Here is a 24,036-nt window from a genome sequence, read left to right on the forward strand (position 1 = left end):
AAAAAAGAGACCTCACACGAGGTCTCTTTCTCATTTCTATACCATTACTTTGCAAATCGCATTGGTAAAAGCAACCGGATCTTGAATCGGCAAGCCTTCAATCAGCAGCGCTTGGTTGTAAAGCAGTTGTGTATACAGGTCCAGCTTCTCCGCATCCTTGTCGGCCGCTTCCTTCAGCGATTGGAATACCGGGTGATTGACGTTAATCTCAAGCACTTTCTCCGCCTGCACGTCTTGGTTGTTCGGCATCGCCTTCAGGATTTTCTCCATCTCAATGGATACTTCGCCTTCGCTGGAGAGGCACACTGGGTGGCTCTTCAGGCGCTTCGATGCTTTAACTTTGATTACTTTGCCGCTAAGGATCGTTTGCATTTGCTCGAACAGCTCTTTGCTGCCGCTCTCTTCTGCATCCTGCCCATCCTTATCCGCATCCGATTCAATACCGAGATCGCCGCTCGAGACGGACTTGAACTGCTTCTCTTTGTAGCTCATGATCGACTTGATTGCGAACTCATCGATATCGTCGGTGAAGTAGAGAATTTCATAGCCCTTGTCCGAAACAACCTCGATTGCCGGAAGCTTCTCGATCCGCTCGATGGAATCACCTGCAGCGTAGTAGATAAACTTCTGGTCTTCAGGCATTCTCGACACGTATTCGTCCAGCGAAACCAGCTTCTTCTCCTTGGAAGAGTGGAACAGCAGCAGATCCTGCAGCGTGTCCTTGTTCATGCCGTAGTCGCTGTACACGCCGAATTTCAGTTGGCGACCGAATGCTTTGTAGAAGGTTTCGTACTTGTCGCGCTCGTCCTTCTGCAGGCTTTGCAGCTGGCTCTTGATCTTGTTCTTAATGTTCTTCGCGATGAGCGTCAGCTGACGGTCATGCTGCAGCATCTCACGGGAGATGTTCAGCGACAGATCCTCGGAATCGACCATCCCTTTGACGAAGCTGAAATAGTCCGGCAGCAGATCCGCGCATTTATTCATGATCAGAACGCCGTTGGAATAGAGCTCAAGTCCTTTCTCGTATTCCTTCGTGTAGTAATCGAACGGCGTGCTCTCCGGAATGTACAGAATCGCTTGGTATACAACCGCGCCGTCTGCACTGATATGGATATGCTTGAGCGGCTTATCGAAGCCGTAACGCTTCTCATTGTAGAACTGCTCGTAATCTGCTGCAGTCAGCTCGCTCTTATTCTTGCGCCAGATCGGCACCATGCTGTTCACGGTTTGCTCTTCCACATACGATTCCAGTTCAGCCTCTTCTTCGCCCTCGCTGCCCGCTTTCGGACGTTGCCCCTTCACATCCATCTTGATCGGGTAACGAATGAAGTCCGAGTACTTCTTGATGACGGTGCGCAGACGGTATTCCTCAAGGAACTCGTCATAGTTGTCGTCTTCTGTGTTCGGCTTGATGTGGAGCACGATCTCTGTGCCGACGGTCGCCTTCTCGCCTGGCGCGATCGTGTAGCCGTCCGCCCCTTCGGATTCCCACTTGAACGCTTCGTCGCTGCCAAGTGCACGGCTGGTTACCGTCACGCGGTCCGCTACCATGAACGCTGCATAGAAGCCAACACCGAACTGGCCGATAATGTTATGGCCATCTTTGCTTTCATTATCTTTCTTGAACGCCAGAGAGCCGCTCTTCGCGATGACGCCAAGATTGTTCTCCAGCTCTTCTTGCGTCATACCGATACCGGTATCCGTGAGCGTGAGCGTGCGTGCTTCCTTATCGGCCGTCACTTTCACATAATAATCAGCCTGGTTAAATACCAGGTTATCGTCCGTTAATGCCTTGTAGTAAATCTTATCGATGGCATCACTCGCATTGGAGATCAGCTCCCGCAAGAAGATTTCTCGCTGCGTGTAGATGGAATTAATCATCATTTCGAGCAGTCGCTTGGACTCTGCCTTAAACTCTTGCTTGATCATTAGTCGATACCCTCCCAAAAAATGTCGCAGTCATGTCGTTAGCACTCTAGCTTTCGGAGTGCTAAACACTCTCTTTTTTATAGCATTTTTTTGGGAATGGCACAAGTACAATCGAAGTGTTAGCCTACAGGCTGTCCATTTACAACAAGCTTCGTTTCGATATTTCCGCGTGTTGCTTTGGAGTACGGACATACGCCTTTCGCCGCTTTGACCAGCTCTTCCGCCGTGTGCTGCTCCACGCCATCGATGTTCACGTGAAGCTGTACAGCCAGCCCGAATCCGCCTTCCGCATCTTTGCCGATGCTCACGTGCGCAGTTACATCCGTGCCGGAATGCTGGACCTTCTGCGAGCGAGCCACCAAGTTCAATGCACTGTCAAAGCAAGCCGAGTAGCCTGCTGCGAACAGCTGCTCCGGATTTGTACCTTCTTCACCGTTACCGCCCAGCGACTTCGGCATACGTAAATCCAGATTAAGCACACCGTCGGAGGAAGTTATCTTGCCATTCCGTCCGCCCTCTACTGTTGCGATTGCCGTATATAATGTTTCCATGTCTAATCTCTCCCTTGTCATTTTAGTTGCATACAATTTAATTGTGTAAAACCAATCTAACATCTTTCCCTGAAGTCGTCAACAAAAAAAAGCTAAGCCGAATAATCGGCCCAGCTCTACTGGTAAATCGTCGCTTTGAAAGGCGACCTTTAGTTTTATCCATTAATTGCCGAATAAATAGTTAGATGGCACTATCCAACGGTAAAGGTGGTTAAGATATCGGATGACGAAAGCCGCACAAATGGACAAGCTCCTTGACGCACATCATGAAGGAATCAACAGCTCTGATCTGATCGCAATCATCCAGCGCATTTTCAACTTCAATCTCGAAACCCTTCAGGTATCGCCTCTGCCGCGAGACGTATTGGATGCGTTCCTCCAGCAGGCCGCTGGTTCAGTGACTGGCACAGAGGTGCGCAGGATGATCAATGAAACGTTCGCGATTAATCTGGATGCTTTATCAGCACTGGAGCAGGCTCGAATTTCCCTCTATTCCAAAGGGCAATGGATGCTGCGGCATGAACGGGACTTGTTCGTCGTCCACACAGGGACCGATGACGTAGGAGTGAGCATTTACCCCACCCCCTATTATGCGGAGCACGCCGGCACCGCTCAGCTGCCGCAGGAGCTGCTGGAAGCCTTGGTCAGCTTGGGGTTCACCTGCGATGTGGAATCTCGATCTTGTTCGTACGCAAGCCCCCTAGGCGAACCTGTTCCGGACGCCTTTAAGGGTCAAACGATGAAATCGGTTATGGCAACCATTCGAACCGTCTGCGCTCACCTCTAACACTGCTTCTACTTGCCGAAGGATGAGAGAAACTTAACGCGATCCCCCATCGGGGGGGTGCTGTTGTCCTTTAAGGACACCTCTAGAATCGCCGGTCCCTTTAATGCCGTTAACGGCTCAATAAGCTCGGAACGGATATCGTCCATCCCGTTAATGCGGTAGCTCGGTATCCCCATCGCAGCAGCCATTCCCGCGATACTGACGGCTTCTTGCTCGAAGGAAGGATGGGTCCGCTTAAATTGCAGCGAATGCCCGTGATACACCATACCCAGTCGGGCATTATTAACCACAATAAACAAGATCGGCAATCCCAATTCCTTGGCTGTCAGGATTTCCATCCCGTGCATGAAGAAACAGCCGTCTCCTGTAATGCATGCCACCGGACGATCCGGTTCCGCCAATTTGGAGCCGATCGCCGATGCAATCCCCGTTCCCATCGCCCCGAAGTGAACATTGATGTTGTACGAATCCCAATCCCGCACCTTCATATAATGAATGACGTAGGACATGAACTCCCCGATATCTACCGTATACCGCATATCCGTTGGGAGGCACTCTTGAATGTTCAGCAGCACATTTCTTGTGTTATAGTCTTCGGCTGCATCAAGAAGCGGCCGATGCCGCTCTTTAACTACGGCAACTTCCCTCCTTTGACCCGAAGCCCCAAGCGCTCTAAGCTCTTCGATCAACATCAGCAAGCTCAAATGGATGTCGCCAAGAATAGGCAAATCAATCATATATTTGCGGTTAAACACCGTCTCGTCAAAATCCAGCTGCACCGTATAGCGGCCCTTAGTCAGATTCGTATTGTAGTTGTTCGTAGCGGTCTCGCCTAAGCTGGAGCCCACAATTAACAATGCGCCGCCGTCATCCTCGGCAATCAAAGCCGAAGCCGCTTCATGGCCGGCGAAACCAAACACGCCGACATACAAAGGATGGCTTTCCGGAATATAGCCTTTGGCCTGCGGCGTTGTGACGATCGGCCATGCCAGCAGCTCTGCCAGCTCAATCAAGGATTCCACCGAACCCCTAACCCCTTGTCCGACAAAGATGCAGCCTTTCTGCCTCTTCCGCAGCGCTTTCGCCGCTGTCTCTATCGTAGTAAGCTGAGGAATCATCGGTTTGCGCGGGAGTAAGGGCGGTAGGATCGGGTTGCCGATATCCGCATGCTGAACGTCTATCGGAATCGCCACGTGAACAGGTCCAGGCACGCCGGAGATGGCGATTTGGCAGGCTCTGGCTACTTCACGAAGCAGATCCTTCGCTTCCGTGACCAACACACTATACTTGGTCACGGGACGAAATACAGGAGCGACATCAAGCTCCTGCGAAGCATTCAATCCCATTGTGCTGACGGGAACAGCCCCGGTAATAAACAAAACCGGCAGATGCTCCCGCATCGCGTTAGCAGCGCCTGTCACCAAATTCGTTGCGCCCGGCCCGCTGCAGCCGATAGCTACGCTCAGCTGGCCGGTGTATTTGGCGTAGGCCGCAGCCATATACGAAGCTGCGCCTTCATGCTTTGTAACAATGGGTTCGATTTCCGGCATGTCATATAACTCATCGAAGAATGCATTAACGGAGCCTGCCGGAATTCCGAATAGATGCTTCACCCCATTTTCCCGTAAAAACTCCAATACCGCCCCTGCTGCTCTCATGTCTCCAGCCTCCCAATCGCATTAAATATGAAGAAATTGTTCTGCAATATCCTCCGCCTTCATAGGGCGACTGAAGTAATAGCCTTGCATTAAGTAACAGTCACGGGCAAATAGAAATTGAACATGCTGCTGGGTTTCAACACCTTCAGCAATAACGCTTAAGTTCAAGTTCTGTGCCAGCGTAATAATAATGTTCGTAATGGCCGCATTGTCATCGTCGTTGGTGATATCCTGCATGAATGATTTGTCGATCTTGAGCGTATCGATCGGCAAGCTCTTCAAGTAGCCAAGTGACGAGTACCCCGTTCCGAAGTCGTCGATGGCGATCTTGATCCCGAGCCCCTTGAGCTCCTTCATTGTTTTGAGCGTCAATTCCCGATTCTTGATGATCAGGTTCTCGGTGAGCTCCAGCTCCAAATGCTCGGGAGACAATCCAACTTCCCTGAGTACGTTATTGATCATCGAGAACAAATTGTTCTGTTCAAACTGACGAACAGACAAATTGACCGACATCCGGAACAGCGGATAGCCAAGGTTCTGCCATTCCTTTAACTGCCTGCATGCCTCTCTAAGCACCCATTCGCCGATCGGTACGATTAATGCCGTCTCTTCTGCAATCGGAATGAACTGATCCGGCGCAATAAGGCCTCTCTTCGGATGATTCCATCTGAGCAGCGCTTCCACACCGACAATCCGCTTCGTTTTGTAGTTGATTTGCGGCTGGTAATAAATCTCAAGCTCATTCTGATCAAGCGCCTTATAGAGATCGTTCTCCAGCTTCACGCGCTCGAACGTTCTGGTGTCCATGCCCTCGCTGAAGAAATGATAGCTGTTTCCCGAAATTTCCTTGGATTTGTACATGGCCGTGTCCGCGTTCTTGATTAAGGTTTCGCTCGTATCCCCGTTGTCCGGATAGAGGCTGATGCCGATGCTTGCCTTCATGTAGATCTCATTGTCCAGCAGCTGGAACGGATCCGTGAAGGAATCGACAACCAGCTGGACAACCTTCAGCACTTCGTTCTCGTTTTTAATATTAGGCAAGAAGATCGTGAACTCGTCGCCGCCCTGCCGCGAAACTGTCGCTCCCAGCGGCACGCAGTCACTGAGCCGTTTGGCCACATCCCGCAGCAAGAGGTCGCCGTAGCTGTGACCCATTGAATCGTTAATAAACTTGAAGCGATCCAAATCCAGGTACAGCACCGCTAGCTTCTCGTTATTGATCTGAGCTTGTGTCAGCCCTTGATTCAGCCTGTCCTTCAGCAGAAGGCGATTGGGCAAATCGGTCAAGCTGTCGAAATACGCGCGATATTTGATCTCTTCTTCCATCTGTTTCCGCTGCGTAATATCTTTGAAAGTTACAACTTCCCCTACGATTTCGTTACCTTCTCGGATGGAGGAGATCACATATTCAACCGGGAAGACGGATTTATCTTTTCTGCAGAACTTCTCATCCTGATAATGCCGGTTCCAATTGCCATCGCTTCCGGTCGGAGGATCTTGGCCCGTCACAATGGTGCAGGAGTCCTGTCCGATGATCTCTTGGCTTGAATCATAACCTAACATGGCGATGCCAGCCGGATTACAGAATGTAATCTTACGATCAAGATCCAAGCCGAAGATGCCCTCGCCGGCCGAGTTAAGGATCAGTTCCTTCTCTCGGCTGAGCTGCCGCAGCTCCGTCACGACACGTTCAAGCTCCTTGTTCTTCACCGTAACTTCCGAGGTTCTCTCTTTGATAATGATTTCTTGCTTCTCCATGTAGAGCAGGTTCGATAACGTCGAAGCGGTCGCATCGACAATCGACTGCCCGAGCTGAATAGTCGCTTCCGAGAAGACAAAGCTGCCTTCCTCCAAATTCACGACCGGAATAACCCCCAATACCTCGCCCATCGAGACGATCGGCAGCACGAGCATCCCCTTCATGCCAAAATTGCGGCATACTTCATGGTTAGGCCGTTCATCTGCGAAGACATCCGGGATCAGCACAGCCTTCTTCGTCCGAATGACCTCTTGGATCACCGGGTCGTTGCTCTCGTCAATGCGGATTTTGCTATGGGCTTCAATCCAGTCTTCTTCCGTCCAGTCGCTGTTCTTGCTCAGCTTCGCCGGCCGAATATGACTCTCCGTAATGGGGTCCAAGAGATGGACGCCGATGTTGTAATTATCGAGCACCTTGCCCAGATAGAAGAAACAGCTGTCCAAGCTCTCCTGCATCGTGGAGCACATCGCCAAATCACGCGTCACATCAAGGAGCAGCTGCTTCTCGGAAATCAGATTTTCTTTATGCGTTAAGTTCTTGGCATTTTGAATCGCAACAGCCGCCATATTCACATAAGCTTCAACCGTCTGAATCTCAGAGTGAGTCAGGTTCATCGGAATCCCATAGTCGAATAAAAATACAAGTCCAAACAGCTCTTGCTCGAACGAAATGGGGAGTACCAGCAGGGATTTTATTTGAAAACCTTGCACAGCTCGCGGGTCAGGACGCGTATCTCGGGAGGTGTCGGGGATATAGATCGTTTTTTTCGTTTCAATGACTTCTTTGGCCAGCAAATCCATCTCGGTATCGATGACATGCATATCGATGGTCCAGCCGTTGATGACGCTCGGCTTGCCGACATAACCGCGGAATGTGCCGTCCTCCTGAGGCAAATAGATACCTACCGAATTGCAGCGTACAATTTCCTCGGATATCGCCGTTGTCACATGCTCCAACACTTCACGCAGCTCAAGCTTCGTATTGATTAGCTTCGTTAAATTCGCGAGACGTGAATATCTCATTTGTTCTTTTAACATAAATGGATCCCCATTCCCCTAGTTTCTAGAACATCCGACGGTATGCAAATTTATCTATTAGTATAAAAATACTATGGAAGCCTTACAAATTTCTACACAAAAATATGAAAACGCCTTCAAAATGCGAAATTATTTTAATAATGTTAGGAAAAATGGCCTAAACTGTCATTTCGCGCTGCAAAGTGGTCAACAGCTCGGGACTACTGTCGATTGCAGCATTAAAAAAACCGAATCCGCCGGTTGGCAGATTCGGTCTTTGGCTAGGTCTAAAGTACAGGCAGCAGCACTCTGCTCGGATATTCAGCCGAGTGATAGATCGTCTGCTTTACGATCACCGGCTGCGGATCGTCGTATGGATTCAGGCCGGTATTCGTGTTCGGGAAGGCAACGAGCTTACTCGAGGACGTGATCGTGAATCGAATGCGATGTCCCGCTTTGAACGTATGCGCAATATTTTGCAGGAAGATCGTATACTTCTCTACCTTGCCCGGCGTTAGCAGTTCAGGTACATCGAAGCCATTGCGATACTTGGCCCTCACGATATAGTTGGAAAGTCGAATGGAGTTACCCTTCTCATCTACGTCGCTCAGCGTCACGACCCAATCCGTATCGACGCCTGCGCTCGCCGCATACAGCTCACAAGACAACTCGCCGGCAACGGTCAGCTCCTCCGTCAACGCCTCGCCTGTATAGACAAGGATATCGCTGCGCAGCTCATGCTTGCGCATATTCTCCGGCTCTCGCTCCCCGCTGTCTGCCACAGGCTCATCCGGATTGTACAGATACGAATCCGGCTCCGACTGAGCTGCCGTCGCAGGCGCGGCTCCCAGCACGCCATCGCCGAGACTCGAATTCGCTCGGCCGCCGCTGCCTAGGTAGAAGCTGCGCATCTCCGCTTCAACAGGCGTCCAATCCTCAGAGGTCCGCCATTCATTGGTTCCGACCACATAATAAGCGGCTCTCGGCTCCCGGTCGATGCCGTTGTCCATGCCTTTAAGGAAACGATCGAACCAGCGCAGCACGTTCACATCATAATCATAAACGACCGCTTCGTTGCTGAAGCTTACGCCCATGAGATCCCGTGCCCGGTTCGGGCCATGCTCCCATGGTCCGAGCCACAGCTTGCGGTTCGGCACATCATGCTCTGTCAGCATGCGCCACGTTTCCGAGACGCCTGCACTGTCGCCATCGTACCAACCGGAGATAACGAACATCGGCGCCTTCACCTGATGGCCTCGCTCGGAGTACGTGCAGTTCCGCCAGAAATCATCGTACTCCGGATGCTCGCTCCACAAGTCCCAGGGCCCGGATGCTCGTCCGATCATTTGCTGCGGAATGTCGCGGATCGGCCTCGCATCGACAGCCTTCTCCGGATTCACCGTAATCCCCGCGAAGATATTAAAGTCCGTCCGCGTCCCCACCGACTGCGCCAGCGTCCAGCACAGCAAGGGCCACGAGCATACCGTGCCGCCCTTACGCACCGTATCCACGAACGGTGAGCCTACGTTAACCTCGTTAACGACGGCCTTTAAATTCGGATGTCCGCTGGTGGCTGCAGCCGTAACGACATAACCGAGGTACGATGCGCCCCACATGCCAACGTTACCGTCCGACCAGTCTTGCGCAATAATCCAATCGATCGTGTCAGAGCTGTCATCCCGCTCGTAATAGAACGGCACAAGCTCCCCTTCCGAATCTGCCCGTCCGCGGACATCCTGATTGACGACAGCGTAGCCTTTGTTCGCCCAGCGTTTCAGCTGATCCTTCTTCATATGGCGGTCATAGCAGGTACGAATCAGAATGGCCGGCAGCTTCGCCCCGGGCTCGATGCCCTCTGGCAGATATACATCCGTCGCAAGACGAACGCCATCCCGCATCGGGATTAAGTCCGTTCCCAGCTCCTGAATGCCATATCGTGCCTGCGATAACGTTGGCGAATCGTAGATCACCAGCGGAGTCAGCGCCTCATAACCTTCGGCAACGAGAATTTCCATCCCGTACCGGTTCGGTGCCACGAAGCCAATGACGCGTCCATCCACCGTCACCACATCCATTGCCGTATCCAGCCGCCGCGCCCACACTTGCGAAGTTACTTCACGGCCATCCATGCCAGCGGTATAGCGGATATGCTGACGATACACGTCTCCGTTCGCCAGCTTAACCTCTTCCCCGCTCCAAGCCGCTCCCTCGTACTGATCAAGGAACTGCTTGATTCGCTGCAAGGGCAGCATGTAGGGAGCCTGCTCCGACAGTACATTTTCCTGCATTTGCGTCCGACGTCTTGCATCTACCTTGGCATGCATAATCTTATCTGCCGTAAATCGAATCCGTCCTTCATACACGCCTGCACAATAGAGCTTAAACATTGTCTCTTGTAGTCCTTTACTCATACTCGTCTCGCTGCCCCCTATCCCCATACCTGCTCAAACACGCGCAGCCAATTGCCGCCCATAATCTTCGCGATTTCTTCGTCCCGATACCCTCTGGCAACCAAACCCCGCGTAAAGTTGATAAAATGACTGTACTTCTCCAGCCCCTTCACCGTCTCCGTGGAAGGCCCGTCCCCTTTGGCAAAACCAAGCATCGGCGCCACATGCTCCTTGAAATGGACAAGCGCCCACTCCACATCGCTCATCGGCCAGTCGGTGCCGATGCCGACATGATCAACGCCTACGAGCCGCACAATATAGTCGATATGATGGAGCACATGCTCCATCGTCGTATCGTTCGGATCGCCGTGTACGAACCATGGCATGGCGAACACACCGATAACGCCGCCTGTTGCGGCAATCGCCTTTATTTCCTCATCGCTTTTGCAGCGAGCATGCCCGTATATGGCTTCAGCTCCGGTATGCGAAGCAATAACAGGCTGAGCGGATAGGCTGCACGCATCAAGCGTCGTTTGTTTGCCGCAGTGACTTGTATCGACGATAATGCCGAGCTCGTTCATACGGCCGATGAAACGCGCACCGAATTTGCTTACGCCTCCGTCCGAAGGTTCCATGCAGCCGGAAGCCACATAGTTCTGATTGTTGTACGTCAGTTGTAGAATTCGGAGTCCGAAGTGATGAAGCGTATCGAGCAAATCCAAGTTTTTGCCCAGGCCATCGTTCTCCTGCGCCGTTACGATGCCGGCTTTCCGTCCGCTGCGCTTGGCCTCTCGAATATCCTCAGCCGTCAGCGCTTTATCCAGCCAGTCCACGGCATCGAACTGGCGCTGCACGTCGCCCATGCTCGTGACGACGCTCTCCGGGCTCGATAGATCGAGCTCCCGATTACCAGCTGTAATGCCGGAGCGGTACCATTCTTCTTTGAACTCAGCAAGCTCCCCGCGGGCAATCATGCCTTTGATGAGTTTGGCTGGCATCATGCTGTATTCCATCGGTTGATCCCGATAAGGTTCGCATTGTTCGCGCAATTGTTCGGATACCTCCGCAGGTATCGCCTTCGGTGACAGCGGTCCTTGGAACAGCAGATCAATGATGATCATCTGCTCATGCAGCTGTCTTGCTCGCTCTTCTTCCTCCGCCGATAACGGGAAAGGGTACAGTCCCTCTGGTTGGTGATTCATGCTGAATTCCCTCTCCTACAAGTCAATTGGTGTGCCTTTATGTAAACGAATCGCTTCTTTCCATATAAAACCAGCTGCTGCCAAATCCTCGCTCGCCAGTCCAAGCGCCTTGAACAAGGTAATCGCTTGTTCCGTGCTTCGCCCCTGCTCGCTGCCTGTCAACAGTTCGCCAAGCTCGCCTCGAATATGCGCCTCCGTAATCACGCCTTCCGCAAGCGGAATAAGGTAATCGCCTGCTTCATTGACGGCAGATTCCCTGCGGTCAACATACAGCTCCGAGCGCCGCACGAGCTCGGAGTCCAGCTCCCTGTCCTTCGCTCGGCATGCCCCTACCGCGTTGACATGTGCGCCATCCTTGACCCATTCTCCTTGGATAACAGGGGTCGTTGATGCCGTAACGGTGCAAATAATATCGGCCTCGGCCACCGCTTGCTCCGCAGTCGGCATCGTTTCTACGATGACGTGCGCGCCGAAGCGCTGCTCGGTCTCCAGCTTAAGCTGCGCCGCATGGGCCGGGTTCGGCCCCCATATCGCAATGCGCTTAATGGGCCGCACGAGCAGCATCGCTTCAATATGACTGCGCGCTTGCTCGCCGGTCCCAATGACCGCAAGCGCTGCCGCGTCTTCGCGAGCAAGCAGCTTCGTCGCCGCTGCGCTGACTGCCGCAGTGCGGATGGCCGTAATCTGCCTGCCGTCCACGATGGCTTCGAGCTCTCCCGTAACCGCATCAAACAGCGATACGAACCCTTGATGCGACGGTAATCGCTTCGCATGATTATCCGGGAAGACGGTAATGATTTTGGCGCCAACCTTCTCCTCCCGCTTCAAGTACGCAGGCATGAGTCCCATCAAATTGCCCCCGTGTACCGGAACAACGCTTCGTAGGGATTGCACCGCTTCTCCCGTAGTCAGGTCGGCCAGCACCTCTTCCATGATGCCGATACATCCCTTCATGGTCAGCAGTTCTTTGACTTCACTCTGTGTAATAACCAACATGCGATTCACCTGTTTCTTTATTTGCTCGTTCCAGTATAGCAGAATCTGTGTTACCTTTACTCGGACTCCGGCACCATGAATCGTTATGGCTCGCTGCCGGGCATTGTTTATACTTTTTTTAGAACTGGTTTATGGAATATTTACGGGTAGATACTACAATGAAATGGAAGGAGGCTTCCACGCCATGTCCATCCGAACGAAATTGTTATTCTCTTATATTGCGATGATTGTGATTCCGGTCTTGCTGCTTGGCATTACGGTCACCTTAGCGGCAAGTGTCTTCAAACAGGATATGACTTCCCAACCCGGACAAGAAGAACCGCAAAGCCATGTCCCGTTTGCCGAAATCCGCGACTTGTTCAGCGGACGCAGCGAGCTCGCATCCGGCCTTCGGTTCGTTGCCCAACATGATCCGAAGCTGCTCAGCGATCCCGCATTCCTTGCTTCGACGGAGTCGGAGCTGGCTCAGGTAGACGCCGGCATGGTTATTATTGGCGATAATGCAACAGCTCCAGCCTATACGTCTCCGAGACTGTCAGCCGAGGAAGTTATTGCCCAGATACAAGGCGACAGCAGTGAGCAAAGCGGCCATCGACGCTTCGATCACCCGGGACCGCCGAGCGGCAACAGCCTTGATCGAATTACCTACACGCGTCCGGACGGCAAGCCGGGTTCGATTATCATCGTATCCGATATGGAACCGGTCGCGCATTTCTTCAAAAGGTTCATCCCGACCGTGCTGCTGGCATTGCTTCTTGCACTCGTGCTGACGAACGGCGTTCTCACGTTCTTCGTCTCCCGAAGCATTATTAAGCCGCTGCACGCCCTGCGGGATGCCGCGGGACAAATCCGCGAGGGCCAGCTGGACCACGCCATTCATCTGCAGCGTAAGGACGAAATCGGACAGCTTGGATCGGCCTTTGAGGACATGCGTATCCGGCTGAAAGGCTCGATTAACGCACAGCTGCAGCTGGAACAGAGCCGTAAGGAGCTCCTTGCGAACATCTCCCACGACTTGAAGACGCCGATCACCGCTATCCAAGGCTGCGTCGACTGCCTGCGCGGAGGCGTTGCCGATACGGAGGAGAAACGGAACAAATACATCGATATGATTGGCGGCAAAACGACCGATATGAATCGGATGATCGAAGAGCTGCTGCTGTACTCCACGCTGGACATCGGCAAACTGCCGTTCCGGTTTGAGACGCTGGACGTCGCGGAGTATCTCCGCCTTACCGTCGATGAGCTGAAGCTGGACCCTCGGCTGAGCGGAGCCGCGATCCAGTTCCGCAACACCGCGGAAGCAGCAAATGCCGGCCAGCCGCTGCTCGTTCGAGCGGACCGCGAGAAGCTGCATCGGGCAATCTTTAACGTCGTCAATAACAGCATTAAACATATGGACAAAGCACCGCGCGTACTGACGATTGAGCTGAGTGGCGACGAGCTTCATTCCCCCACCGCAGCTATCACCATATCGGACAACGGCGCCGGCATCTCGCCGGAAGCGCTGCCCCATGTGTTCGACCAGTTCTACCGGGCAGAGTCATCGCGCCGCCCGGATGCGGGAAGCAGCGGTCTTGGGCTTGCTATCGTAAAACAAATTATAGAGGAGCATGGAGGTACGGTAGAAGCCAGAAGCCGCGAGGGCGAAGGGACAGCAATCACACTTCATCTCCCCGCCGTGCAGCGAGTACGTTTGTCTTCTGAAGAAAGGGAGGAGCCGCAATGAATCGAGCTCGCAAACGAATCTTGATTATCGAGGATGACCCTGTCATTGCCGAGGTGCAGAAGGACTACTTGGAGGCAAGCGGCTTCTCCGCAGATATTGCGGATCGCGGCGATCTTGGGCTCGAAATGGCGCTGCGAGGGGATGGGTATGACCTCCTTCTGCTCGACCTGATGCTGCCTCGGATGGATGGCTATGACGTATGCCGACGCGTTCGGGAAGCGAGCAACATCCCCATCCTGATCGTCTCCGCGAAGAAAGAGGAAGTGGACAAAATCCGCGGATTCGGACTGGGAGCAGACGATTATATTCTGAAGCCATTCGGGCTCGGCGAGCTGGTTGCACGAGTCAAAGCGCATCTGGCACGATACGACCGGCTTGTCGGCAGCGGCGAATGGCGCAGGGATGAGCTGCAGCTGCATAACATTCGCATCGATCGGCAATCTCGGCGCGTGTATGTCAACGATGAGGAAGTACTCTTCACTGCCAAAGAGTACGATCTGCTGCTCTTCCTCGTCACGAATCCGAATCGGGTCTTCCGCAAGGAGGAATTGTTCGAGCGTATTTGGGGGCTGGACGCACTTGGCGATCATGCCACAGTCACCGTTCATATCAGCAAGCTGCGGGAGAAGCTCGAACGCGATCCGTCCAAGCCGCGGTATGTCGAGACCGTTTGGGGTGTCGGCTACAGATTCAACCTATAACCACTAGAGGAGCTGCGTTACGTGAAAAAGTTATCCTTACAAGGACGCAGAATCCTTCTGCTGCTGCATATTATGTTTGCCGCTATCATGCTTGGCGTGCAGGCTGTGTTTATCATTCTGGCGCTGACCGCTTCTGTAACCAGCGATAGTACGGTGCTGCACGCATGCTACTCCATCATGAATCTGCTTGCATCAAGCAGCGTTCGTGCCTCAACCATCGGGGTGACCGTCACCGGCATCATGCTGTCCGTGATGACTTCGTGGAAGCTGTTCCGCTACAACTGGATCATAGCCAAACAAGTGCTAACCTTGCTGTGCATCGGAGTCGGAATCATCGGTTTGTACGAATGGACGTTGAAAGGGATCGAACCGACTGCACAGGCCGGGCTTGGCGCATGGCAAACATCCGGTTTCACCGTCAATCACACGCTGCTCTGGATCGGAATCGTGCTGCAAACGGTATCGCTCGTCGTCATTTATATTTTATCGATATGGAAACCGGGCGGCGAGCGGCGGTCGTATCGCAATCCATTAAAGGGAGCTAAGCAATCATGATTCGTATATCCAAAATCATTTTCTATGCACTAGCCTTACTGTTCGGGATTTCATTATTTACGCAAGTGTTTCTGGCGGGCCTCGCTATCTTCGATAATGGCGACTGGTCCATGCACAAGTCCTTCATCCACTACTTCGAGTTTGTTCCGATTGTCATGATCGTATTCTCCCTCATCGGCCGCATGGGCTGGAGAACCGTTACGTTATCAGCCTCATTGTATGTTTGCATTATCTTTCAATACATCTCCGTCAACCTAGATACACGCGTGATCGCGGCCATCCATCCCGTTACGGCATTACTGATGCTCTGGGGCACGCTGACGATCATTCGCCGCTCCAACCCATGGAAGTCCATTAGCAGTTAGTACCTCCCCCATGCAAAGGAATACCACAAAAGAAGAGCCCCTAGGGATCCACATGTACAGGAATCCCGCCAATTTCGCACATGAAGAGCTCCTAGGGATCTTCTTGTGCGGGGATCCCTCCAATAATTTTTTCCTCCATTCATCAAAAGGCCGTCCCAAAATGGGACGGCCTCCTTTTATTTATGCGAAGTCGTGATTACCACTGCCAAGGCATTTTGACAGAAGCGCCGACTCTTTCGTGTCTGAACAGGCTTTTCACAGCTGGCGATGCTTGGTCATATGCTTCTTGTGGAACGTGAATCGATCCGCCTGCACCGTACCAGTCGTTGTTGTAGATCAATGCGATGTTCGTGCGGTTCTCTTGTGTACGGTTTGGCGTACCACGGTGCCACATGCGAATGTCACGGATAACAACCGAGCCTGCAGGCATGTAGACTTTCTCCGAGTACATCGATTTCGCAGCACGCAGCATTTCACCGTCGATGGACGTATGCTTGGTGCTCTCAGGGTCCAAATGCGTACCGCCCGGCCATACTTCAAGCGGTCCGTTCTCTTCATGAACATCCACAAGCGGAATATTCATAACCAGGCTGTATGCCGGCAGCGCTACACCAAGTGTAGGGAACAGCGGCGGTACGTCGGAGTGTACGTTTTGATAATCGGAACCTGGGCAAGCTGTATCCGAAGCGAGGTACGTACAACGAACGCCTTCGCCAAGCACAGCGTTGATTACAGGCATTGCAAATGCGTTTGCTACCATGTAGTCATTTACGAATGGTTGTAAAAAAGGTAGGTGCATCTGAGCACGGTTCGTACCTGTATTATATCCAAATCTGTCGATGTATTCGTTGAATATCGGAAGGAATGCATCCTTAATCTCTTGTACTTGCTCCTTGGACAAAACGCTTTCAAATCCGATATATCCATTCTTGCGAATTTGCTCAATAGCTACCTCGATTGTTTCTTGCTCCGGTACACCAGTCAGTTTCTCTTGCTCAGTCAATTTCAATAACATAGTTAATCACTCCTTGTTTTCGATTTATGTCCTGATTATACGTTGCAGATTCGAGGACGTATTGTATAATGGAATCGAAATTGTAAAAAAGTCAGAAAAAAGTGAGTGATAAATTTGCCAGCAAACGATAAACTCCTGTCAGGTCTCGAAGAACTCATTGCCCTTATCGACTCAGAGTGGTCCTCCCTCGACCTGCATTCCTATGGCTTGTGGCGGAACCAAGGCTGGGATGGCGTGGGCCACAGCTTCGAGCTGAACTACTATATACAAGGCAGTAATGTGATTCGCCAGGATCAAGCCAGGGTAGAAGTCAAGCAGGGAGATCTGCTTTTTCTACCGGATACGATACGCAAGAGCAGCTGTGATGACGGCAGCTTCAAGGTGATTTTCTTATCGTTCTGGTTTAAGGACGATGCGTTAAACACAAGGCTGCGTCAGATTTATAAGACGATTGCCCGTGATTCCCAGCCGCTCGCGGTGCCCGGGCTTGAGGATGATTTTGTCGCGCTCACTACGGAGCTGCGTTCCGGCCTGCGTTTCCCGCATCTGCTGAAGCATCTGTTCATCCATATACTCGTGAAAATTTACAGGGCTGTTCATATCTATCATGGCACAAGGCCCAAGCATAATAAGCATGAACAAATGATTGGAGAGATCATCAAGGAGCTGAATGAGAACTACGGCTCCGACATCTCACTCTCTGATATCGCTGCAACCTATTCGCTGAACGAACGGTACCTGAATCATATTTTCAAAGGGGCAACCGGCATTCCGCTTGGGCGTTATTTAATGAAAATTCGCATTGAGCAGGCCAAACGGCTGCTGCGCACCACCCATCTGCAAATCACCGATATCGCAATGGATACCGGTTTCTTCGACGCCGCGCATTTCTGCAAATCGTTCAAGAAACATACCGAATACACGCCCGCCGAGTACAAAGCACGCATGGAATAAGCGGCGCGCTTGAATCTCGCATGCTTGTATGTCACAATCTTCTGTAGGACTATACCTATTCGCAATTTAGGAGGATGAAACGAATGAGAACGATGAAGCTCGGAAGCAGCTCCCTTGAGGTGCCGGTTCTTGCTGTAGGGTGTATGCGTATTAATGGGCTGGAGAAAGCCGAGGCGGAACGATTCGTCCAAACTTCGCTGGAAGCAGGGGCGAACTTCTTTGACCATGCTGATATTTATGGAGGCGGTAAGTGCGAGGAAATCTTCGCGGACGCTATACATATGAACGACGACGTGCGGGAGAAAATCATCCTGCAATCCAAATGCGGTATTCGCAATGGCATGTTCGACTTCTCCAAAGAACATATCCTAGACTCTGTAGATGCTATCTTGAAGCGCCTCAGAACAGACTACCTCGATATTCTGCTGCTGCACCGTCCCGATGCCCTGGTTGAGCCGCATGAAGTAGCGGAAGCATTCGATAAACTGGAGAGCTCCGGTAAGGTTCGCCATTTCGGCGTATCCAACCAGAATCCGATGCAAATTCAACTGCTTAAGAAAGTTGTTAAGCAGCCGCTTGTTGCGAACCAGTTGCAGCTGAGCATCACGAATGCCAATATGATTTCGAACGGCATTAACGTCAATATGACGGTCGATTCGTCCATCAGCCGCGACGGCAGCATTCTGGATTACTGCCGCCTGAACGACATTACGATTCAGCCATGGTCTCCATTCCAATACGGCTTCTTCGAAGGCGTATTCCTGGGCAGCGAGAAGTTCCCAGAGCTGAATAAAGCGATCGATGAAGTCGCCGCTAAATACGAAGTGAGCAACACGACGATCGCCATTGCATGGCTGCTTCGCCATCCGGCACAAATGCAGCCGGTAACGGGCACTACAAGCGTCGAGCGGATTCTCGATTGCATCAAAGCAAGCGAAATCCACCTGACACGCGAAGAATGGTACGCCATCTACCGCGCAGCAGGCAATATTTTGCCATAAGACATAACAAAGGAGCTGAGATGTCCGTTCATTCGGACTTCCCGGCTCCTTCTTTTATTACATGTATTTCTTCATACTGCTTAACGCAGTCCCCACAGTTCCTCGAACTTATCCGGATCCATGCCGGAGCGTTCATTGCGGTTCAGCGCATCTATCCGCACCATGTCTTCTGTCGACAATTCGAAGCCGAAGATATTGGCATTCTCGCGGATTCTCTCCGTATTGGCGGATTTCGGGATCGTCACCACGCCGTTCTGCAAATCCCAGCGCAATACGATCTGCGCACCGGTGCACCCATACTTTCCGGCCAACTCTTGAATAATCGGCTCCTCCAACACTCTACCCAGCATCAGCGGGCTCCAAGCAACCAACTGAATACCCTTGCCAGTGCAATAACCCTGCAGTTCCCTCTGTGTCAGACGCGGATGATATTCCACTTGATTAACCGCCGGAACCACACTGCATTCTGCAAGCAGCGTGTCCAAGTGCCGCACCTGAAAATTACTGACACCAATCGCTCTTACTTTGCCCTCGGCATACAGCTTCTCCATCGCACGCCATGTATCCTTATAATGCTTACTAACCGGCCAGTGGATTAAGTAGAGATCGATGTACTCCATTCCCAGCTCGCTTAGCGATTTATCGAACGCCTTCAAAGTAGCGTCATAGCCTTGATTGGCGTTATCCACTTTGGTGGTAACGAATATCTCTTCTCTTGGGATCCCGCTCGCTCGGACCGCTCTGCCGACACCTTGCTCATTACGGTATGCCGCTGCCGTATCGATGCTGCGATAGCCCGCTTCAATTGCCGTACGAACCGCATGCTCCACATGCTCGCCGTCTTCCGGTCTGCCCTGCCATACCCCGAGCCCAAGCCAAGGCATAACAACTCCATTGTTCAGTGTGACACCGCTCGAAATGGTTTTCGTCATCTTGCACCTCTCCTCTACATCCGACTAATTCTACCCCATCATAGGACAGCGCACGTCGTTTGTCAGCATCGACAACCAAAAAAATCCACAACCGCATTATCCGGTCGTGGATTAATCTTCTTAAGCTTCAAGCGAATTTGTACTGGAATGTGGTGTATGCTCCCGGCTCACAATCGCCTTCTTCGTCCAAACCCCGCTCTTCCATCTAGCCAGCATCAGCAGTCCGCGTACCCATTCATCCACTGCGAACGAAATCCATACGCCGATTAAGCCCATCTCCAAATGAATGCCGAGGTAGTAGGACAACGGAACGCAAATGCCCCACATGGAGCAGAAGCCCATTAAGACCGGGAACTTCGCATCCCCGGCTGCGCGAAGCGAGTTGATGACAACAATGTTGAATACCCGCCCCGGTTCCAAAATAATCGATAGGAGCAGGATACTCGCCCCAACCGCGATGACCTTGGGATCATCGGTGAACAACCCGACCAGCTGATAGCGGAATAGCGCCGCAATGCCGACTAATACGGCTGTCAGCAGAATGCTGATCCGCAAGCTTCGCAGCAGCCGGAAGTACGCGGCTTTCTTCTCACCGGCCCCGACCATATGCCCGACTATAATCTCCGTCCCCATGCCAATCGCCATGGACAACGCCATGAAATAAGCGCTGATATTGTAGACATACACATGGGCGCTGAGCGCCTGTTGGCCAATGATATTGATAAAGCCCATAATCATCATCATCTGCGACTGCCATGCCAGATGCTCTCCGGCAGACGGGAGGCCGATACCGAGTATTTTCTTCATGTACAGCTTATCGAAGGAAATATAATCGCGAAGCCTGATTGGGCTCGGCGTTTTGCGATACAAGAGAATGATTAATACGATGAGGCCGAGAATTCGGCTTCCGATCGTAGACACGGCTGCGCCGGTTACGCCCCATTCCGGGAAGCCAAAGTTCCCGAAGATGAGCAGGTAGTTGCCCGCGACATGAATCAAATTCACACCGAGTGTCACGTACATGACGTCCCGTGTATTGCCGTTCGAACGAATAATCGACGAGACCGCATACGAAATCGCCTCGATCCAAATAAATCCGCCGATCAGCTTCAAGTAGGTGCTCGCGATCGCGATTTGCGAGGGGTCGAGATGGAGCATTCGCATGCCCGGTTCGCTAAACAAGACAATGACGATACTGACGATCACGCCGAACATCAAATTCATCATGATCGCAAGCGCGGAGATGCGGCTTGCCGTTGCTTTCTGCCCCGCTCCCAAGTACTGCGTAACCGCTACGCTCGTTCCAATCGCGACAAAGCCGAACATCATAATACAGAACATAATAATTTCATTGGCAAATCCGACGGCTCCCGCCACTTTATCGGAGATCCGGCTGAGCATGAAAACATCGGCCGTTCCGAGCATCATGCGCAGCACCGAGTCCACCAGAATCGGCCATGACAAGGCAAAGAGACTCAGCTTCTTCCAAGAAGGTACAGCATCATTCTTAATCAAAGGAACTATCTCCTATCCCATTACGTTTCATCTCTCTATACCAATGGTTATTATCCCACCTCCAAATGACCCTGTCCATGACAAAAGACCTCCAATCCCGTATAGAGATGGAGGTCCTGCAATCCATTTTCTAATTCAGCACGGCTCAGCTTATGCCTGCATCCATGCTTTCATAACAGGCATTAACCGTTTCGCATCTTCATAGCCTTCCTTATAGAGAGCATCCAGCTTTGCCGGGTCGCGCTCCATCCGCCCTACCGTCAGCTTCTGCTGCGGCCGAATGACGAAGAGATTCCCTTTACGCTCCTGCTCTTCAATATAAGCTAACGTGTCGTTGTAGATCTCATGCCGGCGAAGCATGATTTTGACAAACTCGGGATATTTCCTGTAGGCACGTCGCACGAGCCAGCTGAAACGATTGCGTGATTTGCGGTAACCCGTATCTCGGGTCAGAACGATGACATTGCGCTTAAAGCCGTCGCTCTCTGCTTTACGAAGCGGAATCGGGTCCGAGATCCCGCCATCCAGCAGGTTGCGGCCCTTATACTCCACAATCGGCGCGATAAAAGGAAGCGAGCTCGAAGCACGAATGATTTTCAACAGGTCAAAGCCCGGTTCATCCCGGTTGTAGAAGATCGTCTCCCCGGTATCGCAATCGGTCGTGCCGATGACAAACTGTTCTTTGCTCGCTTCGAAAGCTTGATAATCGAACGGAACAATGACATTCGGGAGCTCGTCGAAAATAAAATCCATGCCGAACAGCTCGCCTTTGTTGAAATAATTCTTCCACGAGATATAGCGCGGGTCCGTGACCCAACCTACATTTACCTCTCGATTGCGACCAAGCTGCCTCGATAAGTAACTTGCTGCCATGCAGGCTCCGGCCGATACGCCGATTGTATAGGGAAAGTACATGTTCTGTTCTGTAAAATAGTCCAGCACGCCGGCCGTATAGATGCCCCGCATGCCTCCGCCTTCCAGTACTAAACCGATGGATGAATCCATGACCTAACTCCTTTACCCTGTGCTTCCGTATTCGCTACATTCATTTTACCTATCGCTTAACGGCAGAGTCAATTTTACGACAAACAAGAGCCGACCTGACGCGGCCGGCTTTCTTGCTTATCTATTCGTATCAACTTGCAATGTCTCTGGAATCGACTGCTGCAGGTTTGTTTCCGAACATCGATGATAACGAATGACCGAACTTACGCTCCAGAACCTCCGCCAAGACAAGAGAGCCCATTAAACCCAGCAGCGCAGCGCATACCGATAGTGGAATTGCCCATAGATGCGGAGAATGCGAGAAGAAAGGAATCAGTGCAACTGCGGCAATCGGCGGTGCATTCCAATTGTATTTACGGATCAACCAAATGATAATGACAGCATTCACAAACAAGGTGAGCGAGCCCGGGTAGAGATAGAACAGAACCGTGCCTATCAAAGCTGATACAACAGCGCCAAAGGTAATCTTACCCAGCTCCGACATCAGATAAGTGCGAGAGAGAAACAGAAAGCTAAATGCGCCGATCGTCGGGAAAAACAGCGTATCCAGAAACGAAACATGCAGCGAGAGCCAGTAGAGCAGCACGACATACAAACAAATAGCTAAAGACTTCACATTCATTAGGTCGTTAAGGCCTCCTAATCGATTTACACCTTATTTATTATAACGACCTCTCTCGTAAAAATCACCCGAAAAATAGCCATTTATTCCTACCTGACAACTAGGTTTTAGTGTATAATGAGGATAATGATTTGACCTACAAGGAGGGCCTTGAGATGAGTAAACAACCGATTCCCCTTACGTATGAGTGCGTAGACGATGTTCCTTTACACCGTGTTCGCGGCAACCAGCTCGGTATCTTGCTTAGCATTATCATAAGTGTAAGTACAGGACAGTTGTGGATACTGGCACTTCCTCTAGTCGTCCAACTGATCAGCCGCACCTATGGCGTAAACTATAATCTGTTTGTTCGTCTATTCGCCCCGTTATTCCCTGTCAGTGCTCGGACGGAGAGCCGCGAGCTGCTTCGGTTCAACAATTTACTGGCAATCCTATTCCTAGTAATCACCTTGGCCGCCTATGCGCTCGGGTTGCTGACAGCAGCTTATGTCGTGCTGGGCATGCTCACCGTAGCCGTAGTGCTTGCCCTTAGCGGATTTTGCGTCGGCTGCTTTATGTACTTTCATTGGAAACAATATTGGTTGAGACGGAAAATATCGTAATAAACAAGTCGAACAGCCCGCCCCATTCAATGGGGCGGGCTGTTTAGTCGTTGGATGACAATCATCTTCTATATTTCGATAAGAAGACATGCTCTTTCTTCTGAACGGCTTTCTCCCGATCCTGCATAATGTCATCTTTCAGTTTCGAGACACATTTGGCACAAAGCTTCCCTTGGCGGGTAGGCTCTGAACAAAGATCGCAGGCATCGGATAAATTCGGGTAATCGAATAATTTAAGCTTGCCTTTGCGGATATACGAGCGAATCTGCTGCACGGGAACAGAAGTCTGTTCAGCCACTTGCTCATTGGTAAGCTGACGGTTGCGCCTTAAAACCTGCTCAATCGAAATAATTTGTCCATCTTCCTCGGCCGTGCATGCTGCACATAGATTACGCAGATTCTTCTGGAATACTCTCCCACAATTGGGGCAATGCGCCACATTTAGTTCTATAGCCATATCATAACCTCACTAGTAATGGTTCTTATGAACTAATGATAGCATGGAGCATGGAAAAATTCACTAGAATTCATAACTGGCGTTGAGGATCCTTCCTCGCACAACTACCGCCGATGGCGACCATTTCATAAATGGCACAACCGATGTAGGCACCACGGAGGTTCCACCCACCTCCCTTGCATCCAAGGTGTGCGTAGTAATCCGATGTAACGCTGCGTCCCGGTTCCTTTCCCCCTATCCAATGGGCTGAACTTCGTCTAAAATGACAGTGAACCAACTCGGACTACCAATATTT

21 protein-coding genes are annotated in these 24,036 nt (G+C 51.6%); 8 read left to right on the forward strand and 13 right to left on the reverse strand.

Annotated features, from left to right (window positions below):
- Window positions 1-36 precede the first annotated feature (36 nt).
- Complete coding sequence (htpG, locus tag AC0YN4_RS23335) at window positions 37-1,929, reverse strand: molecular chaperone HtpG (RefSeq protein ID WP_475836902.1); 1,893 nt, start codon at window positions 1,927-1,929, stop codon at window positions 37-39.
- A 119-nt stretch (window positions 1,930-2,048) separates the two neighbouring features.
- Entirely contained in the window at window positions 2,049-2,480 is a 432-nt protein-coding gene (locus tag AC0YN4_RS23340) for an organic hydroperoxide resistance protein (protein WP_475782870.1), read from the reverse strand.
- Between the two features lie 223 nt (window positions 2,481-2,703).
- On the opposite strand from AC0YN4_RS23340, the gene AC0YN4_RS23345 reads away from it, so the two are divergent.
- A complete protein-coding gene (locus AC0YN4_RS23345; RefSeq protein ID WP_475836903.1) occupies window positions 2,704-3,267 on the forward strand; it encodes a hypothetical protein in 564 nt (187 codons plus the stop codon).
- An 8-nt stretch (window positions 3,268-3,275) separates the two neighbouring features.
- Here AC0YN4_RS23345 and AC0YN4_RS23350 read toward each other — a convergent pair whose 3' ends face one another.
- From AC0YN4_RS23350 to AC0YN4_RS23370, 5 genes are all read right to left on the reverse strand, one after another.
- A complete protein-coding gene (locus AC0YN4_RS23350; protein WP_475836904.1) occupies window positions 3,276-4,925 on the reverse strand; it encodes a thiamine pyrophosphate-binding protein in 1,650 nt (549 codons plus the stop codon).
- Between the two features lie 21 nt (window positions 4,926-4,946).
- Window positions 4,947-7,721 (reverse strand): EAL domain-containing protein, encoded by a 2,775-nt coding sequence (locus AC0YN4_RS23355; RefSeq protein ID WP_475782873.1) that lies wholly within the window; start codon window positions 7,719-7,721, stop codon window positions 4,947-4,949.
- 266 nt (window positions 7,722-7,987) lie between these two features.
- Window positions 7,988-10,111 (reverse strand): CocE/NonD family hydrolase, encoded by a 2,124-nt coding sequence (locus AC0YN4_RS23360; RefSeq protein WP_475836905.1) that lies wholly within the window; start codon window positions 10,109-10,111, stop codon window positions 7,988-7,990.
- A gap of 17 nt (window positions 10,112-10,128) precedes the next feature.
- The gene (locus tag AC0YN4_RS23365; RefSeq protein WP_475836906.1) at window positions 10,129-11,292 is read right to left on the reverse strand and encodes a dipeptidase; all 1,164 of its coding nucleotides are present in this window, start codon (window positions 11,290-11,292) and stop codon (window positions 10,129-10,131) included.
- Between the two features lie 15 nt (window positions 11,293-11,307).
- A complete protein-coding gene (locus tag AC0YN4_RS23370) occupies window positions 11,308-12,288 on the reverse strand; it encodes an ornithine cyclodeaminase family protein (RefSeq protein ID WP_475836907.1) in 981 nt (326 codons plus the stop codon).
- A 184-nt stretch (window positions 12,289-12,472) separates the two neighbouring features.
- Here AC0YN4_RS23370 and AC0YN4_RS23375 point away from each other — a divergent pair, with 184 nt between their 5' ends.
- The 4 genes from AC0YN4_RS23375 to AC0YN4_RS23390 are packed head-to-tail and all read left to right on the forward strand — an operon-like array spanning window position 12,473 to window position 15,638.
- Window positions 12,473-14,017 (forward strand): sensor histidine kinase, encoded by a 1,545-nt coding sequence (locus tag AC0YN4_RS23375; protein WP_475836908.1) that lies wholly within the window; start codon window positions 12,473-12,475, stop codon window positions 14,015-14,017.
- Window positions 14,014-14,718, forward strand: coding sequence for a response regulator transcription factor (locus AC0YN4_RS23380; protein ID WP_475836909.1), 705 nt, complete (start codon window positions 14,014-14,016; stop codon window positions 14,716-14,718). Before AC0YN4_RS23375 ends, AC0YN4_RS23380 begins: the two co-directional genes overlap by 4 nt.
- A gap of 21 nt (window positions 14,719-14,739) precedes the next feature.
- Window positions 14,740-15,273 carry a hypothetical protein gene (locus AC0YN4_RS23385; RefSeq protein ID WP_475836910.1) on the forward strand — a complete coding sequence of 178 codons (534 nt, stop codon included), beginning with the start codon at window positions 14,740-14,742 and terminating at the stop codon, window positions 15,271-15,273.
- Window positions 15,270-15,638 (forward strand): DUF6220 domain-containing protein, encoded by a 369-nt coding sequence (locus AC0YN4_RS23390; RefSeq protein ID WP_475782880.1) that lies wholly within the window; start codon window positions 15,270-15,272, stop codon window positions 15,636-15,638. The genes AC0YN4_RS23385 and AC0YN4_RS23390 overlap by 4 nt, the downstream gene beginning before the upstream one ends.
- Window positions 15,639-15,834: 196 nt before the next feature.
- Here the strand turns inward: AC0YN4_RS23390 and AC0YN4_RS23395 are convergent, their stop codons facing one another.
- Window positions 15,835-16,653: a phytanoyl-CoA dioxygenase family protein gene (locus AC0YN4_RS23395; protein ID WP_090982727.1), complete on the reverse strand. Its 819-nt coding sequence runs from the start codon at window positions 16,651-16,653 to the stop codon at window positions 15,835-15,837.
- A gap of 105 nt (window positions 16,654-16,758) precedes the next feature.
- Here AC0YN4_RS23395 and AC0YN4_RS23400 point away from each other — a divergent pair, with 105 nt between their 5' ends.
- Both AC0YN4_RS23400 and AC0YN4_RS23405 read left to right on the forward strand, forming a co-directional pair.
- Window positions 16,759-17,607 (forward strand): AraC family transcriptional regulator, encoded by an 849-nt coding sequence (locus AC0YN4_RS23400; protein ID WP_475836911.1) that lies wholly within the window; start codon window positions 16,759-16,761, stop codon window positions 17,605-17,607.
- Between the two features lie 83 nt (window positions 17,608-17,690).
- Window positions 17,691-18,608: an aldo/keto reductase gene (locus AC0YN4_RS23405; protein WP_475836912.1), complete on the forward strand. Its 918-nt coding sequence runs from the start codon at window positions 17,691-17,693 to the stop codon at window positions 18,606-18,608.
- An 80-nt stretch (window positions 18,609-18,688) separates the two neighbouring features.
- Here the strand turns inward: AC0YN4_RS23405 and AC0YN4_RS23410 are convergent, their stop codons facing one another.
- The 4 genes from AC0YN4_RS23410 to AC0YN4_RS23425 form a co-directional block, all read right to left on the reverse strand.
- Window positions 18,689-19,540 carry an aldo/keto reductase gene (locus tag AC0YN4_RS23410; RefSeq protein ID WP_475782883.1) on the reverse strand — a complete coding sequence of 284 codons (852 nt, stop codon included), beginning with the start codon at window positions 19,538-19,540 and terminating at the stop codon, window positions 18,689-18,691.
- A 120-nt stretch (window positions 19,541-19,660) separates the two neighbouring features.
- Window positions 19,661-21,055 carry an MATE family efflux transporter gene (locus AC0YN4_RS23415; RefSeq protein WP_475836913.1) on the reverse strand — a complete coding sequence of 465 codons (1,395 nt, stop codon included), beginning with the start codon at window positions 21,053-21,055 and terminating at the stop codon, window positions 19,661-19,663.
- A gap of 150 nt (window positions 21,056-21,205) precedes the next feature.
- The gene (locus tag AC0YN4_RS23420) at window positions 21,206-22,060 is read right to left on the reverse strand and encodes a patatin-like phospholipase family protein (protein WP_475836914.1); all 855 of its coding nucleotides are present in this window, start codon (window positions 22,058-22,060) and stop codon (window positions 21,206-21,208) included.
- A gap of 130 nt (window positions 22,061-22,190) precedes the next feature.
- Window positions 22,191-22,682 carry an HPP family protein gene (locus AC0YN4_RS23425; RefSeq protein ID WP_475782886.1) on the reverse strand — a complete coding sequence of 164 codons (492 nt, stop codon included), beginning with the start codon at window positions 22,680-22,682 and terminating at the stop codon, window positions 22,191-22,193.
- A 155-nt stretch (window positions 22,683-22,837) separates the two neighbouring features.
- Here AC0YN4_RS23425 and AC0YN4_RS23430 point away from each other — a divergent pair, with 155 nt between their 5' ends.
- Complete coding sequence (locus AC0YN4_RS23430; RefSeq protein WP_475782887.1) at window positions 22,838-23,284, forward strand: DUF4395 domain-containing protein; 447 nt, start codon at window positions 22,838-22,840, stop codon at window positions 23,282-23,284.
- Between the two features lie 61 nt (window positions 23,285-23,345).
- On the opposite strand, the gene AC0YN4_RS23435 is transcribed toward AC0YN4_RS23430, so the two are convergent.
- Window positions 23,346-23,741 (reverse strand): hypothetical protein, encoded by a 396-nt coding sequence (locus tag AC0YN4_RS23435; protein ID WP_475782888.1) that lies wholly within the window; start codon window positions 23,739-23,741, stop codon window positions 23,346-23,348.
- Window positions 23,742-24,036: the final 295 nt, after the last annotated feature.

This window comes from Paenibacillus sp. J22R3 (genome assembly GCF_056269305.1).

Excerpts from the sequence above, each read along its gene's own strand:
- htpG (WP_475836902.1), bottom strand. The coding sequence starts at position 1,929 with ATGATCAAGCAAGAGTTTAAGGCAGAGTCCAAGCGACTGCTCGAAATG.
- AC0YN4_RS23340 (WP_475782870.1), bottom strand. The coding sequence starts at position 2,480 with ATGGAAACATTATATACGGCAATCGCAACAGTAGAGGGCGGACGGAAT.
- AC0YN4_RS23345 (WP_475836903.1), top strand. The coding sequence starts at position 2,704 with ATGACGAAAGCCGCACAAATGGACAAGCTCCTTGACGCACATCATGAA.
- AC0YN4_RS23350 (WP_475836904.1), bottom strand. The coding sequence starts at position 4,925 with ATGAGAGCAGCAGGGGCGGTATTGGAGTTTTTACGGGAAAATGGGGTG.
- AC0YN4_RS23355 (WP_475782873.1), bottom strand. The coding sequence starts at position 7,721 with ATGTTAAAAGAACAAATGAGATATTCACGTCTCGCGAATTTAACGAAG.
- AC0YN4_RS23360 (WP_475836905.1), bottom strand. The coding sequence starts at position 10,111 with ATGAGTAAAGGACTACAAGAGACAATGTTTAAGCTCTATTGTGCAGGC.
- AC0YN4_RS23365 (WP_475836906.1), bottom strand. The coding sequence starts at position 11,292 with ATGAATCACCAACCAGAGGGACTGTACCCTTTCCCGTTATCGGCGGAG.
- AC0YN4_RS23370 (WP_475836907.1), bottom strand. The coding sequence starts at position 12,288 with ATGTTGGTTATTACACAGAGTGAAGTCAAAGAACTGCTGACCATGAAG.
- AC0YN4_RS23375 (WP_475836908.1), top strand. The coding sequence starts at position 12,473 with ATGTCCATCCGAACGAAATTGTTATTCTCTTATATTGCGATGATTGTG.
- AC0YN4_RS23380 (WP_475836909.1), top strand. The coding sequence starts at position 14,014 with ATGAATCGAGCTCGCAAACGAATCTTGATTATCGAGGATGACCCTGTC.
- AC0YN4_RS23390 (WP_475782880.1), top strand. The coding sequence starts at position 15,270 with ATGATTCGTATATCCAAAATCATTTTCTATGCACTAGCCTTACTGTTC.
- AC0YN4_RS23395 (WP_090982727.1), bottom strand. The coding sequence starts at position 16,653 with ATGTTATTGAAATTGACTGAGCAAGAGAAACTGACTGGTGTACCGGAG.
- AC0YN4_RS23405 (WP_475836912.1), top strand. The coding sequence starts at position 17,691 with ATGAGAACGATGAAGCTCGGAAGCAGCTCCCTTGAGGTGCCGGTTCTT.
- AC0YN4_RS23410 (WP_475782883.1), bottom strand. The coding sequence starts at position 19,540 with ATGACGAAAACCATTTCGAGCGGTGTCACACTGAACAATGGAGTTGTT.
- AC0YN4_RS23420 (WP_475836914.1), bottom strand. The coding sequence starts at position 22,060 with ATGGATTCATCCATCGGTTTAGTACTGGAAGGCGGAGGCATGCGGGGC.
- AC0YN4_RS23425 (WP_475782886.1), bottom strand. The coding sequence starts at position 22,682 with ATGAATGTGAAGTCTTTAGCTATTTGTTTGTATGTCGTGCTGCTCTAC.
- AC0YN4_RS23430 (WP_475782887.1), top strand. The coding sequence starts at position 22,838 with ATGAGTAAACAACCGATTCCCCTTACGTATGAGTGCGTAGACGATGTT.
- AC0YN4_RS23435 (WP_475782888.1), bottom strand. The coding sequence starts at position 23,741 with ATGGCTATAGAACTAAATGTGGCGCATTGCCCCAATTGTGGGAGAGTA.